This window comes from Lysinibacillus sp. NPDC092081, from assembly GCF_044755845.1.
Taxonomy (GTDB): Bacteria; Bacillota; Bacilli; order Bacillales_A; family Planococcaceae; genus Lysinibacillus.
This window is the reverse complement of record NZ_JBIVRU010000004.1, coordinates 100,924-115,364: the sequence shown is the minus strand read 5'-3', so window position 1 is coordinate 115,364 and position 14,441 is coordinate 100,924. Positions and strand designations below refer to the sequence as shown.

Annotated in this window: 10 protein-coding genes and 1 pseudogene; 1 reads left to right on the top strand and 10 read right to left on the bottom strand. The window is 36.7% G+C overall.

Features of this window, described 5'->3' with window-relative positions:
* Positions 1-2: 2 nt before the first annotated feature.
* From allD to ACIQLB_RS09530, 4 genes and pseudogenes are all read right to left on the bottom strand, one after another.
* Positions 3-1,052 carry an ureidoglycolate dehydrogenase gene (gene allD / locus ACIQLB_RS09545; RefSeq protein ID WP_400724309.1) on the bottom strand — a complete coding sequence of 350 codons (1,050 nt, stop codon included), beginning with the start codon at positions 1,050-1,052 and terminating at the stop codon, positions 3-5.
* A gap of 132 nt (positions 1,053-1,184) precedes the next feature.
* Positions 1,185-1,988, bottom strand: coding sequence for a (S)-ureidoglycine aminohydrolase (allE, locus tag ACIQLB_RS09540; RefSeq protein WP_197140910.1), 804 nt, complete (start codon positions 1,986-1,988; stop codon positions 1,185-1,187).
* 27 nt (positions 1,989-2,015) lie between these two features.
* Positions 2,016-3,245, bottom strand: a complete 1,230-nt coding sequence (gene allC / locus ACIQLB_RS09535; protein WP_400724305.1) for an allantoate deiminase — start codon at positions 3,243-3,245, stop codon at positions 2,016-2,018.
* A 299-nt stretch (positions 3,246-3,544) separates the two neighbouring features.
* Positions 3,545-5,167: pseudogene (locus ACIQLB_RS09530) on the bottom strand (lactate permease LctP family transporter).
* Positions 5,168-5,476: 309 nt separating this feature from the next.
* On the opposite strand from ACIQLB_RS09530, the gene ACIQLB_RS09525 reads away from it, so the two are divergent.
* Positions 5,477-7,090, top strand: coding sequence for a PucR family transcriptional regulator (locus tag ACIQLB_RS09525; RefSeq protein WP_400724303.1), 1,614 nt, complete (start codon positions 5,477-5,479; stop codon positions 7,088-7,090).
* A gap of 329 nt (positions 7,091-7,419) precedes the next feature.
* On the opposite strand, the gene ACIQLB_RS09520 is transcribed toward ACIQLB_RS09525, so the two are convergent.
* From ACIQLB_RS09520 to ACIQLB_RS09495, 6 genes are all read right to left on the bottom strand, one after another.
* The gene (locus ACIQLB_RS09520) at positions 7,420-8,310 is read right to left on the bottom strand and encodes an alpha/beta fold hydrolase (RefSeq protein WP_400724682.1); all 891 of its coding nucleotides are present in this window, start codon (positions 8,308-8,310) and stop codon (positions 7,420-7,422) included.
* An 18-nt stretch (positions 8,311-8,328) separates the two neighbouring features.
* The gene (locus tag ACIQLB_RS09515; protein WP_400724300.1) at positions 8,329-8,484 is read right to left on the bottom strand and encodes a hypothetical protein; all 156 of its coding nucleotides are present in this window, start codon (positions 8,482-8,484) and stop codon (positions 8,329-8,331) included.
* A 455-nt stretch (positions 8,485-8,939) separates the two neighbouring features.
* Complete coding sequence (locus tag ACIQLB_RS09510; protein WP_400724297.1) at positions 8,940-10,148, bottom strand: MFS transporter; 1,209 nt, start codon at positions 10,146-10,148, stop codon at positions 8,940-8,942.
* A gap of 456 nt (positions 10,149-10,604) precedes the next feature.
* Positions 10,605-11,858, bottom strand: coding sequence for an MFS transporter (locus tag ACIQLB_RS09505; protein ID WP_400724294.1), 1,254 nt, complete (start codon positions 11,856-11,858; stop codon positions 10,605-10,607).
* A gap of 448 nt (positions 11,859-12,306) precedes the next feature.
* Positions 12,307-12,681 carry a cupin domain-containing protein gene (locus ACIQLB_RS09500; RefSeq protein WP_387082784.1) on the bottom strand — a complete coding sequence of 125 codons (375 nt, stop codon included), beginning with the start codon at positions 12,679-12,681 and terminating at the stop codon, positions 12,307-12,309.
* Positions 12,682-12,789: 108 nt separating this feature from the next.
* Complete coding sequence (locus tag ACIQLB_RS09495) at positions 12,790-13,749, bottom strand: 2-hydroxyacid dehydrogenase (protein ID WP_400724290.1); 960 nt, start codon at positions 13,747-13,749, stop codon at positions 12,790-12,792.
* Positions 13,750-14,441 lie beyond the last annotated feature (692 nt).

Here is a 14,441-nt window from a genome sequence, read left to right as displayed (position 1 = left end):
TATTATTCTGCAAATCTATTTTTTCCGTGATAACGATCGAAATGAACATCGTCTGACACAAGGTAGTTGTAAATGTCGTCTACGATTTCAATACCTTCCTTATCATATTCCTTACTTCTTAATATACCGCGTTCACCTGGATAATAAATTTCTCCATAGCCATCTGCCGCTGGCTGTGTTTTTAATTCATTGAGCATTGTTGTAATTTGTAGTTTGAAAGCATCTAAATCTGTGAAATAGGCAGGGTTAATCACGATATGAATTTGACCTAAATCGCGTCCTTTAGTTAAGTCTTGATACATAGAAGACACATGTATTCCATGTGGGACTCCTAGAAGACTACCTGATAAAATATCTACCATCATCATCAAGCCATATCCTTTTGGGCCTGCAATTGGCAGGAGTGCATGAACATCTCTTGCATTCGTTGTTGGCGCACCGGTCGCATCAACAGCCCATGTATCTGGAATCGATGCATTTTTACTTCTTGCATCTAAGATTTTGCCCCATGCTTGGACAGTTGTCGCCATATCAAATGTAATGATACGGTCATCAGCAGACGGTGCACTATATGCAATTGGGTTTGTCCCAAAATAAGGTTCAGTTCCGCCAAACGGCACGACCATTGGATCTGATTGACACATACTTAGAGCAACCATATCTTGTTCTGCTGCCATTTCAACAAAGTAACCTAAAGCACCACTATGTGAGATATTTTTCATACCAACAACGGCAACACCTGATTTTTTAGCCATTTCAATCGCTTTTTCCATCGCTTGCTTTGCTATTTGGTGACCTGGACCATTATCCCCATTAAAGACCGCAGATGCTGGTCCTGTTTGTTCAAATGTATAGTTTGGATTGGTTGTAATACCGCCTTTTGCAATTCGTTCAGAATAGTATTCAACACGTACAGCACCATGTGAGTGAATGCCTCTATGATCGGCGTATGTTAATACATCTGCAACATCATGTGCCGCTCCTTCATTTAATCCCGCTTTCATAAACTTCTGTTTCATTAAATTAAATAGTTCTTCTTTAGATACACGCATCTTATTTACTCCTCATATAATTAATATTTGTGTCAGATTCTAAATAAACTAGAATTTTATTTTTGAAATTCTTTTGTAACTAAGATGCCTAATTTATCTTTGGATAACTATCGGAGATAATATACTCACTTTTTATAAATCAATATCTCTGTTTGCATCTTTAGAATAAATGTATGAGAATGGTTCATCTAAACCAATTGCATAGGTTGCTTGCGGTACATAAGCGCCCATAAAGATATAGTCACCTTTATCAACTGGCATCCATTCGTTGTCTAAGTTATACATGCCTCGCCCACTTAAAACATAAGCGCCGTGTTCTTGAACGTGTGTCTCAATGTAACCATGTGAAGCACCTGGTTTGAATGAAAGAATATGAATGTTCATGTCATATCCAATTTCTTTTGGTAATAAGTCTTGAATTAATACTTCTTTCATACCTTCATATGCCTCTTGTTCGATGTCGTTCACATTACCTGTAACGACTTCTGGTGTATACCCTTTAAGAGGTTGTCCTTTAAGTGGTTGATAACGTTTTTTGTATAAGAATAAGCGGCTATCTTCACCGTTATTATTATTTTCAAAAGTTAACTGTAAGTGTGGGGGCACATATAAATACCCACCTTCTGTTAATTCGTATCTTTTACCATCTGCAAAAGCATTGATTTTGCCATAAACAACATATACAAAAGATTGAATACCATCACCAGCGAAACCAGTTTTGTTTCCACCTTGGTTTTTTACTGTTACTAAGTAATCTACAAATCTTGCACCTAAACGCGGGGATCCTAAGATTGTTACGTCACAATCTTTAAAGCCAGGTACAACATTATTAACTAGGCCGTCTGGTGTGATTACCGCGTAATTGTCTTTTTTAATGACAGATCGTGTTTCTAATAAACCTTCTCTGTATCCTTGAACTTGATTTAAGTAACCCATAATTATCTGGCTCCTTTTTCATTATTTTTATTCTTTGTATGCTAGTTCATAAAGTACATCGCTTAATACTTCAATACCTTTAACAAGATCTTCTATCTTCGTCTCTTCACTAATGTTGTGACTAATTCCATCAATAGAAGGTACAAACAACATCGCCGTTGGAACATATTGAGCAAAGATTTGTGAGTCATGTCCTGCACCAGATGGCATCACTTTATATTGATTCCCTACATTGTTCTTTGCTGCTTGTTCAATGATTTGAACGATTTCTTTGTCCATCAATGTTGGTGCCTCATCCATCCATAAATTAATGTCGTAAGTCATGCTATTTGCTTCAGCGACTAATTTAATTTTGTCTTCGATTTCTGCTGCAAAATCATTTAATAGTTGCTGATCAATATGACGACAATCTATTGAGAACGTAATTTCACCAGGAACTACATTTACTGTGTTTGGTACAAGTGTGACATGACCGAACGTTAACACAAGTGGTTCCCCAATTTCTCTAGCACGTTTTGTTAAGTCCGAGACAATTTCACTATAGGCAACAACTGTATCACGGCGTAATGACATTGGCGTAGTGCCAGCGTGGTTTGCTTCACCTTTTAAGTTGATCGTGAAGCGTTTTTGACCAACGATGCCATTAACAACACCGATTGTTTTGTTTTCTGTCTCTAACACTTTACCTTGTTCAATATGAATTTCAACAAATGCTTTAATGTCATTTCGAACGTCAGTCGTTTTTCGATAATCAAAGCCTGATTTACGCATCGCGTCTTCGAACTTAATGCCCTCAGCATCTGCAATTGTGTCAACATCCGATTTTTTAGCTAAGTTAAAGAAGTTTTTGCTACCCCAGAATGTGTAAGGGAATCGACTACCTTCTTCTTCTGCAAGCGATAATACTTCTAATGAGCGTAGTGGTTGGCCATGTTTAGCTTTTAAATATTTCACAGCCACCAGTGCAGCTAAGATACCGAATTGTCCATCTAGATGACCACCTTCAACTACTGTGTCGATATGTGATCCTGTTAAAATGGTTTCTTCCGGATATTTACTGCCAACAAGACGCCCAGTTAAGTTACCTATATCGTCGAAACTTGCTTCTAAGCCTTCTTCTTTAAATGTTGCTTCCAGCTCACGAACGGCTTCATTCCATTCTTGAGAATATAATAGGCGTGTAATCCCACCTTGTTCTAAACCACCAAAACTTGTGAATTTCTTATCTAAAGATTGAAAAGTTGATTGAATATCCATTACTCTTTCACTCCTTCCTTCAAGTACACTTTTATTATAGGCCCATACTCACAACCATTCATTGACACAATGAACAATAATGGATGGTCTTTTTATGCACTTTAGACAAATAATTTTTGATAAGGAGCAAGTAGCTCGGAGTAAATAAGAACGCTGTTAGCTATTGATTATGGAAAGGGTTTAAGAAGGCGTGTGAGTGGAGTAAATAATCAATTTTATCCTTACTAAAAACAAAAACCACATAGTAAATCTATGTGAAAACTTAGATTTACTATGTGGTATAGTCCTTATTAAAATGATTAGAGGATAAAAGATAGCCCGAGTGTCATGATACATATAAGTAGGAGCAAGCCTAAGCTATATCGTATTGTATATTGAAAGATTTTTGACTCATTCCCGGTTTGATTAACGGCGGCGGCTGCAATCGCGATAGATTGTGGTGAAATCAATTTTGCTACGCTTCCCCCAGCAGTGTTAGCTGCTATTAGCAATGATGGTGAGATGCCGATCTGCGTCCCGGTAACAACCTGTAAGCTACCGAATAGTGCGTTATTATTTACAACCGATCCCGTTAGAAAGACACCAATCCATCCTAATATTGGACTAACAAATGGGAAGAATTCACCCGTTTTGGCAAGTGCAAGTCCTAGAGAAGTGCTAAGCCCAGAGAAGTCAGAAAGATTTGCAAAAGCCATTACAAGTACGATTGTAAAAATCGGTAACCATAGTTCTTTAATCGTGTCACCTAGCAAATGAACTGTTTGTTTGATGTTTAACGCAGGAAACAGGACACTCGTTTAAATGATAGCCAAGAAAATCGCCGTTCCCGTTGCCGAAACAAAGTTAATATTTAAGATAGCTGGTATAGAGTTGGCTTCTGTTACGATTGGTGGTATACGCATGATTTGATCGTGTAATCCAGGAATTTTCAATGCGACAGTCGTAAAATCAAGTGCACCACCATCTACAAATAATTGTTTAAATGCAGGCAAGCTCCAAACGGCTATGACTCCCGTAAGTATATAAAACGGTGACCATGCTACCAAGATTTCTTTCATAGAATAGCTTTTTAATGTCCCTGTTAGTTCTACCCCAGGTTCATGGTAAATCGTTTTCGGTTGCCATTTCCTTAAGAATAAGGCTAAAACCACCATACTAATTAAAGAAGGAATAATATTCGCAAGCTCTGGCCCGATCGTAGTAATCGTAAGTAAATGAAGCCCTGAATAGACACTACTGACGATCAAAATGGCTGGGAATATCTCTTTTATTCCTTTGATACCATCTAAAATAAAGATGAGGAGAAAAGGAACGAGAAATGAAATCAAAGGTAAAAGATAGCCTGTCATTCTTGACAGTTCTAACGTTACCATCCCACCTACTTCAGCACCAGTAATGACTGGAATTCCAACTGTACCAAATGCGCCTGTAGAGGCATTGGCGATTAGGCAAAGTCCAGCAGCTTTAATAGGATTAAAACCAAGCGTCACAAGCAAGGCTGCACATATAGCGATTGGAACACCTAATCCTGCCGCTCCTTCCAAGAAAGCATTAAAGCAAAAACCAATCAGCAATAATTGAAGTCGTTGATCCTCGGTGATATTCGCTATACTACCACGTACGATCTCAAACTTTCCGGTTTGCACAGAAATTTTGTACAACCAAACAGCCATAATGACGATATAACCAATAGGCCACAACGCTTTACCTGTACCGAAAATAATTGCTCCAAATGCTTTAGTTATCGGCATATCGAAGACTCCGACTGTAATGATAATGGTAACGCCTAAAGTTAATGCTGCTGCATAAATCCCTTTTAATTTAAAGATTGTTAAACAAAGTAGAAATAGGAGTATAGGAAGAAAGGCTATGATGCCACTCACTATTTCGTTTCCAAGTGGATTGTATTGTTGATCCCACATCGTTGTCACTTCTTTCTAACGTAGTTATTTCTACCATGGTTTAGTTGAGCAAAGGTGAATTTCTTTGTTCAAGCTACTTTAGCATGTTTTCCTTGTAGTAACCTGCTTTTCAAAAAATAAAGAATCACGTAGAATATTCTGACCTTGTTCAAGCATATTATTCTCCATTACTATTTTGAAATAAAGGATTATACGTATAATAACCTTCAAAAATAGTATACAATCAGAGTGATAGGTTATCGTTGTAACATCTTACATATTTAATTCATATTTTGGCTTTTTCTAACAAATATAAAGGAGATGATTCTTATGACAACATTAAAAGAAATCATGTCTGTCCAACAATTTTCTGATTTAACATTGTTAAATGATGAGGGCGATTTAGAAAGAGAAGTAGAAATGGTCGATATTACGGAAACGCCTGATATTAAAAATTTCACAGCACCCCACTCATTTATTGTCACTACAGGTATGTGTTATCAACATGACCAATCCGGATTAAAGGATCTCATTCGAGAATTAAATGATATACCAGTTGCAGGCATAGGCGTTAAATTATCGCGCTTTTTAGAAAAAATTGATGATGAAGTAATAGCATATGCAAACGAGTTAAAATTCCCCATTATCAGAATCCCTGATAGTTGGAATCTTGGATCCATTACGCATCATATATCATCCTATATTTTGGATGAAGAAACTGAAAAGTTATACTTTGCATTAGATATCCAACAAGAATTAAATACAATGCTTATGAGAGGTTTGAGCTTGGAAATGATGATTGAACGTATGAGCAGACTCCTTAGAGTCCCTGTGATGCTCTTAAATCCTTTTCATCAAATTAAATCGATGAGCCATCACTTCCAAGAACACTCAGAGCAAATTCCGAAAAATCTTAGTTACTTCAAAAGATGTGTGAATTCCAAGCAAATTTCACCTAATAATAAAGCATCTTTCCAAGAAGAACATATTATATTTGAAGTTCCAGCATTTAAATATTTTCCGTATTATTTGATGGTTTCAAATGTCAATACGCTCACTTATCCATTTAGTTTGCTTGCTATAGAACAAGCCGTAAATACACTCAGTCTCGCCATTTATAAAAATAGTAAAATCAAAGAAGCGGAACAACAAGATGTAAACCGATTTTTCGAAACATTGATGTCTGAACATCCTGATAATCTTATTTCTGTCAAACAGCACCCTGAGTTTTTAAAAAAGCATCTTATTCAACCGTCCAATTTCTATCAAGTGATCGTTTGTGCGATTGATCAAGAAAGGGATGTGGAAAATAATATTTATTTGAATGAGCGCTATCAAATGACTTTTGAATGGCTAACACATAAGCTGACTGACATTGATCCTTCTATCAGTGTTTATAGGTCTCCAGGTAATCATCGGTTTACGATACTATTACAAACTAAACATCAATATTATTTAGATTACTGCAAATATATCCAAAAAGAGTATCAAAAACTTTTTAATAGCACACTGTCATTCGGTATTGGTAATGAAGTCACTGAATTCTCACAGTTACCACTCTCTTATTTCGAAGCGAATGAAGCTTTTGATCATACGTCTGAAAGTGGTAAAGTTGAATTTATAGAACTCTATAAATCTAAAAGTGTAGAAGAATTATTACAACTCATTCCAGCCAATAAATTAAAACCGTTTATCACGTATACACTAGGATCATTAGCCTATCCGAAAACGACGAAGGAAAAAGAACTAAAGCATACATTGAAAATCTATTTGGCGAATCATTGTGATCTGACAAAGACTTCTGAAGATATATTTATTCATCGGAATACGGTAAAATATCGTATTAAAAAATGTGAAGAGATTTTAGGTCAGTCTATCGAATCGCCTGATATTTCATTGGATCTACGATTAGCATTATTTGCATCAGAGAAAGTAAATTTTTAAACTAAAAAAAACCCACTAAAAAGCTGTTATGAATGCTTTTTAGTGGGATTCTTTTTGCCTATTTTACCGGTACACTTGCTTTCCCATCTTAATTATGAGCATGCAAATGTAGTAGCTCCTACTCTATTGAATCCACATCTACGCTTAAATGGATTCTCTGTTAGGAGCCCCGTAATTAATGAAATGAAGCTGCTTTAACAGCCCTTCAAAGAGCATCGCCGCTTCCACCCAGATCGTATGAATCAAGGGTGCAAATTGATTAGCCCTGAGCCTACTCAGCCCATCGGACACCGTAGGATTCCGGCTGGTTGCCACTCAGTAGGCGTGTGTCAATCGCGACGGGCCGTACGCTCTATGCCATCAGCGATTACTTTGTACAGTTGGTGTGGCAGGTCGTGACCCATACCGTCAACCATCATTAGCTCGGCGCCCGGGATGGCAGAAGCAGTGTCCTCGCCACATGCCTGGACGAACAGAGGATCCTCCACCCCATGAATGACAAGTACTGGTACTTTTATGGTTGCCAGCCGCGGACGACGGTCACCGGAGACAGCCATAGCAGCAATTTGTCGTCCGACACTGCCTGGATCATAGGCTCGTTGGGCTTCCTCCAGAATGAGCGCCCGATAAGCATCCTCTTCAAACGGATAGCCGGTGCCGGCGATGCGTTTGGCAAAAGATAGACTGTGCGCCAAAAATCCTGCTTCATCCTCAAATGGGTTCGGCGCCGGTTTAGTCATCATCGCCATGACATCTGGAGAAGTTTGCGGAAGGGCTGGATTACCGGAACTGGACATAATGGATGTGAGCGATAATACCCGTTCAGGGTACTCACTAGCTGCAATCTGGGCGATCATTCCGCCCATAGACCTACCAACGAAATGTGCCTGGTCAATTGACAGGGCGTCAAGTAGTCCGATAGCGTCGTTGGACATGTCATCGAGAGTGTAAGGGATGTCCAGTTGCTGGCCCGACATGAGAGCAGTGGCTAGTGCGTAAAAATCCAACGTCGGATAATGGCTAAAGTGCGTTGAGCAACCTACGTCGCGATTGTCAAAGCGGATTACGCGAAAGCCCCGCGCCGCTAATATCCGACAAAACGAATCCGTCCATCGAATCATCTGGGTTCCCAGCCCGGCGATTAGAATAATAGCCTCGTCATTTTCGTTACCGAAACTGTCATAGGCCAAATCGACGTCATTAACTTTTAGGATTTTCATAATCATGATCTCCTCCTTTTATTTTGATATCGTAAGTTCTGTCATAGGCATAAGGCGTGAATCTTCAATCGCTGCAGTCTGATGACCGATACCTGCCATGTAATCCTGATGACTAAAATAACAAGAAACAACTACGCGCCGCTCTGGCGAATAATCATCATGACAAGATTCCATCTATCGTCTTCGGGTCCAATAAGATACTCACCAACATTGCCAAGAAACATCACTTCACCTCGGCATTCACGCCAGAAATGGAAGGTGTGCTCAATATAACAGTTGAAAGCTTCAGCACCATTAGTTGGGACCTCCGGCGTTAGCTCAGAATGGGCTGTGTAATCGGATCCTGTCATAACTGTCATTATAAGCGGATAGTATCCATTTCAAAACTACCAATCTATAACAAACATTATATTATTATGTTTGCTAATAATCAAACGTTTTTAATTTACGTTTATTTTTAATCTAAATCCCAACCAGCCTCAAACATATTTTACAAGTAGGGGTGAACAGTTTAGGTGACGGGATCAATGTCCCATGCCCCCGTACGTTCTCCCTTGGCTACTGATAGATTAAATCTAAATAAAAAAAGTCCAACCAGAAAATTCTGGTTGAACTATATAATACGAATTTTATTGTTCCATAATATTTCGAACAAACAATTGCTTATTTTTATGAGCAATTGTACTTACTATCGCAAGCAATAGCCCCGAAATAACGAATACAATTCTAACCCCTAACAAATCTGCTAATACTCCCATAACAAGAGAACCAACGCCAAAAATCCCAGTTCCGATAGCACCTAATGAAGTATAAACAGTTGACAACTGTTCTTTTGTCACACTAGTTTGTATAACTGTTTGTTGAGGAATGGTTTTAATTTGTCCAAAAAGCCCTACACAAAATGATAAAAGTAAGGAAATCATTGGAATGCTGTTGATGCTAAATAATATTGTGAATAAGAAACTTGCGAATGAACCGACAAAAATAAAGGTTCCTATTTTCTTTTCAACAAAAGACGAAAATTTAATACAATAAGCACTTCCTAAAATCAGACCTAAAAAGTTAGCTCCATTGATAAATCCCCACCATTTTTCATCAACGTTCAATGCATCATTGACAAACACATATAAAATAGCAGCTATCCAAACCGTTGCTGCAATTGTTTCCAAAAATTCTATCCAAGCAATCTTTTTTAATACTGGCGTGTTAGATAAGGTTTTCCAACCCTCTTTAATCTTTTCTAGTTTCCCTTTTAACTCGGTTGTTTCATGGTTTACACTTTCTAAAAGGCAAAGTATTATGCTTGCAATTACAAATAAACATCCAACTAACCAAATAAGTTGTTGAGAACTCATAATAATTAGCAATGAACTTCCTACGAACCACATACCTGCTTGTATGACCTGCGTAACAGTTTCTGAAATGCCATTAGCTTGAATTAGATGTTCAGGTTTAACATAGTATGGAGTCAATGTCTGTCTTATTGGATTTGCACATCCGTCAAAAAAAGCAATCAATCCTATTATTAAAAAGATAATATAATAATTAGCTGCTGTTAAACCAATTAACATTAACCCTAGAATAAAGAGTAAAATCGTCTTTACAATTTGTGACCCCGCAAGTAACCATTTAAGATTTAATTTCTCAACCAAAAGAGGTGTCAGCAGACTAGATATAAACATGGAAGAAGCAATCGTAAATGGTACAAACGATGAAGCAGTTGCAGAACCTGTTAACAAAAAAATTGTACTTATAACACTGACTATATATAATACATCGCCTATATTAGCGAGTGACTGACCCAATAGTAATAAAGAAAAATTTCTATTCAATTTCATTATATATCCCCCGATATTTCATTCGAATTTTGGCTTAATGGGGGAATATCAGATTGGACTATTCATGAAAAATTTGTCTCCTATCGTATATCGGACAAATCTGGGGGATATAGATTTATCACAAGTTTTGTATCATCCATAAATATTTATTTGAATTATAGCATTTTTTTCAAAATATTACACTTCCATTGTAATTATTATCCATATATTATTTCCCTTACGATTCTATTATTTTCATTCAGTTTCTTCTGAAAATATGTGACGAGGATTTGTTCCTTGTTACTACTGCCTAATTCAGTTGTTATATCGATCTCGGATTGCATGGGATTATATAATTCATGTTATATATAAATCTAGAGCATTAGATTCTTCATGTGTAAGACCTCGCTGCCTTTAGATACAAAACTACCTATCAGCGGGAGATGTATTAAACCTCCACTGATAGGTAGCTTTACTTTATTCATTCGTTAGGGGATTGATTGTTTTCTTCTCTTTTACCATCACGGCAAGGAAGAATAAAATCGCTGCTGCTGCAAGAAGTATTGCTGCAATATAGAATGCTAATACTTTCGAACCAGTGATATCACCAATATAACCTGTAAGAGTTGGCGCAATAACTGATGAAGTCATTCCAAAGAAGTTAAAGATACCTAGTGCTTTGGCCATGCTGTTGGAAGGTACTGAATCCGTTACATATGTGATTAAAACTGGATCAATGGCAAGTTTACCTAATAAACCGTATAAAACTAATGCTGCATAAAGGACAGAAGGGTTAGGTGCAAATACGGTTAAACTAATTGTTACGGCTGCACCAATTAACAAGAAGATAATTAATTTCTGACGCATATGTGCATTTTTATCAATATACTTAGAAAATATCAATGCACCAGGTACTGCTGTGACTGCAACTAAAGCAGCTACATATCCTACTGAACCTTGTTCGAATCCTTTTTCTGCGACAAGGAATGATGGTAACCATGTTACAATCATGTAATAACCATAACATGTTGCAAAATAGACGAAATAAATAACTAATTTTTTTAGCGAGAATAATTCTACGCCTTGAGATACTGTGGCTTGTGTTGTTTCCTTATCTTCAGATGTTTCATTTGTAGCTGTTCTTTTGTCTTGTTTAACAAATAACGCAAACACAAATGTTACTGCTACTATTAAGACTGCTATAATATAAAGCATGTAATTCCATTGGATTTCAAGGCCACCTACTAATACAGATGAGCCTACTAGACCAATAACCATCCCTAATGCCGAACCACTGTTGATGATCGCATTAGAAAAGCTTTTCTTATCTTTTGGCATATATTTAGCTGATAAAGAGAAAGCCGCACCATAGTATGAGCCAGTCGAAAGACCTGCCATTAAGGCGCCTACATAAACTTGATTGATTGTAGTGCTTGATCCAATGACGAATGCTGCTAATGCAAAAATGATAAACGCAGGGATTAATACTCGTTTTTGTCCAAATTTATCAACAAGTATTCCTGATGGAATTTGCATACCAGTATAGGCAAAGAAATAAATAGAAGCAATAAGTCCTACTTGAGTATCGCTAATATTACCAAGCGATTCTTGAATTTGTGGATATATTGGTGTAAGTATTGTACGATAAATCCAAATAGCTACCCAACCTAAACACAATGCAAAAATGATTTTTTTGTAATAATTCGGGTCATGTTTAACTGTTTGTTCCATGGTTGACACTCCCATTTTTTTGTATTTACTTATGTTGTTACTTATGTTATTACTAACTTGATTGTAGGTTACGAGCAACTAAATGACATTGTTCACTTTGAACAAAAATAAAAATAACTTTGCACATTTTAGACAAAAGGGAATTTTTAAAATAGTTACACTTTCGTCCAAACGTACGAATCCTCTTTATTTTACTGCTGAACTTCGAGGGACTGTCTATAAAGACTAATAAAAAAACGGAATGATGAATTTTTTTATTTCCTCAATCCGCTTCCCTAGTAAATTTTGTTGGACAAATAATAAAAAGGCTGCCAAACAATCAGATGTAAATCTGACTTTTTGGACAGCCTCATTGTAAGATCCACTTATTCCCGTGAAATCGTGTTAACCTCTCTTTTTTACGATGAAAACTAGTTAATCAACAGACGCGATCGTTAATTCTATACTATTAATGCGGAATAAAACCAATTGGTGTTGGACCCGCAATTCCTAACATTACAAAATCTTTATCAGAAGTATTAGTCATACCGTGCTTTTCACCCGGACGCGCAACAACAACATCACCGGCTTTAATTTGGACCATTTCACCACATTCTGGATAAAAATCTGCTGTTCCTTCAATAACAATCCAAATATCATCCGCTTGCTTGTGCGAGTGAATAGGCAAATTTTGTCCTGGCCGCATACACCAAACAGCTCCTACAGTATTAGGTGTTTCATAGAAAATATGTTTTGTCGCTTCTTCTTCTCTAAACTCTTGAATATCTGGCCAATGGAAAATACGGTTTTTCAAATCATTTCTTGCTATTTTTTTTAAAGGCATTGTATTTTCTCCTTGTTTCAAATTTCAAACTTCACCATACTCAAATGATTTAGCGTGGATTAGACAACGAATAAAAACTTCTCGGATTTGCTAGAAAATAGCAAAGAATTATCTTTTAATAATATTTTGAGGTTTACCTTCTAAAAATGCCATCGTGTTATCGAATGCAATTCTAGCTCGCAATTCCATAGCTTCATCAGTAAGGAACCCTACGTGTGGTGTTAAAATTACATTTTTGGCGTGTAATAGTTTATAGTCTTCAGGAATAGGCGGTTCCATATCAAATACGTCGATACCCGCTCCTACAATTCGCCCTTCATTTAATGCGTCCGCCAATGCATCATTATCAACAATCGGTCCTCGCGCGCAGTTGATTAAAATAGCTGATTCTTTCATTAATTCTAATTTTTCTTTCGAGATTAATCCCTTTGTACTTGGTAGTAAAGGTATATGTAATGACACAATATCAGATTGTGTTAATACCTCATCTAATTCCATATACTTGATTCCTAAAGCTTCAGCTTCTGGATTTCTTCGGGATTGGTCTGCAGCCACTATTTTTGCGCCGAATGCTTTGAACAAATGAGCAGTCATCATACCAATTTTACCTGTACCAATCAAACCAACTGTTTTACCTTTAATTTCACTACCTTGGAATGCTCCTGGGAAATTAGCTCCACGAATTTCTTTATCACCCTGAGTGATATGGCGATACACATCTAATACTAAACCAATTGTTAATTCCGCAACTGCTTGATTTGCATAGCCAGCTGCATTACATATCATAATATCTTGGTTTTTAGCTTGAGCGATCCCTACATGATCAACACCTGTAAAGGCAACATTAATTAATTGTAACTTGTTATTTTGATCAATGACTTCTGTAGGATAAGGATTATTAGCAATCATTATCACATCTGCACCTTCACTACGTCTTGCTAATTCTGCACTATGCGTTGTTTTCTCGTTATAATAAACAAATTCATGACCGGCCTGTTTGATTGGCTCCGCTAATTTATCAATGATCGAATCTGAAACATTTAATGGTTCTAATAATTTGACTAACATTTCAATCAATTCCTTCCTATTATTTTCTAATACGTCTGTTGATTAACTAGTTCCCATAGGTTTATAGAAGAAAGATTCACATTTCTTCAAAACTGTTGTTTCACGGCAAAAGGCGGATAAAATTCCAGTTTTTTTATTTTGTACACATTGCACAAAAAATCAAGATTTTTCATTTTCAGTCACTTCCTTTTTTTTATTTTGTAATGCTAGTTGCTTAATTTAATTGTAGGATAGGTGCAATTAAATTACATTGTTCACTTTAAACAAAAAATGAAACGACATTACATGTTTTTGACAAAAGCAAATACGTATATTGACGATCAAATTATGCTTGATCCATCATATGAGTCCTTTCTCTTTCCTCTCTCTATGCGGTATTTGTGTGTCTTTAAAAACTCCCATGTATAGTAAGATAGAGTTCATACAATAAAAAAATCCGTCTACCTCGAAGGTAAACGGACCGTTATAGCTAGTTTAATTGAAAAGTTTATCGTAAAATTGTCTATTTTAAATCCCTCTTTCACAACTCTGCTCTGAATCAACCATTTATAGTTGCTTTCTAAAACAAGCTCCTTATTTTCCAGGATTAAACCCTTTCATCATCAGACTTAATCTCTTCAAAGAGAACAAAATAGGTGAAGGGAAAAAAAGACAGAATAAATAAGTAGCTTTCTATAGATTGCTTTATAAAC

Coding starts and splice junctions, on each gene's coding strand:
- ACIQLB_RS09495 (WP_400724290.1), bottom strand. CDS start 13,749: ATGTTAGTCAAATTATTAGAACCATTAAATGTTTCAGATTCGATCATT.
- allD (WP_400724309.1), bottom strand. CDS start 1,052: ATGCGTGTATCTAAAGAAGAACTATTTAATTTAATGAAACAGAAGTTT.
- ACIQLB_RS09520 (WP_400724682.1), bottom strand. CDS start 8,310: ATGAAAATCCTAAAAGTTAATGACGTCGATTTGGCCTATGACAGTTTC.
- ACIQLB_RS09505 (WP_400724294.1), bottom strand. CDS start 11,858: ATGGAACAAACAGTTAAACATGACCCGAATTATTACAAAAAAATCATT.
- ACIQLB_RS09510 (WP_400724297.1), bottom strand. CDS start 10,148: ATGAAATTGAATAGAAATTTTTCTTTATTACTATTGGGTCAGTCACTC.
- ACIQLB_RS09500 (WP_387082784.1), bottom strand. CDS start 12,681: ATGCCTTTAAAAAAAATAGCAAGAAATGATTTGAAAAACCGTATTTTC.
- allE (WP_197140910.1), bottom strand. CDS start 1,988: ATGGGTTACTTAAATCAAGTTCAAGGATACAGAGAAGGTTTATTAGAA.
- ACIQLB_RS09525 (WP_400724303.1), top strand. CDS start 5,477: ATGACAACATTAAAAGAAATCATGTCTGTCCAACAATTTTCTGATTTA.
- allC (WP_400724305.1), bottom strand. CDS start 3,245: ATGGATATTCAATCAACTTTTCAATCTTTAGATAAGAAATTCACAAGT.
- ACIQLB_RS09515 (WP_400724300.1), bottom strand. CDS start 8,484: ATGGAATCTTGTCATGATGATTATTCGCCAGAGCGGCGCGTAGTTGTT.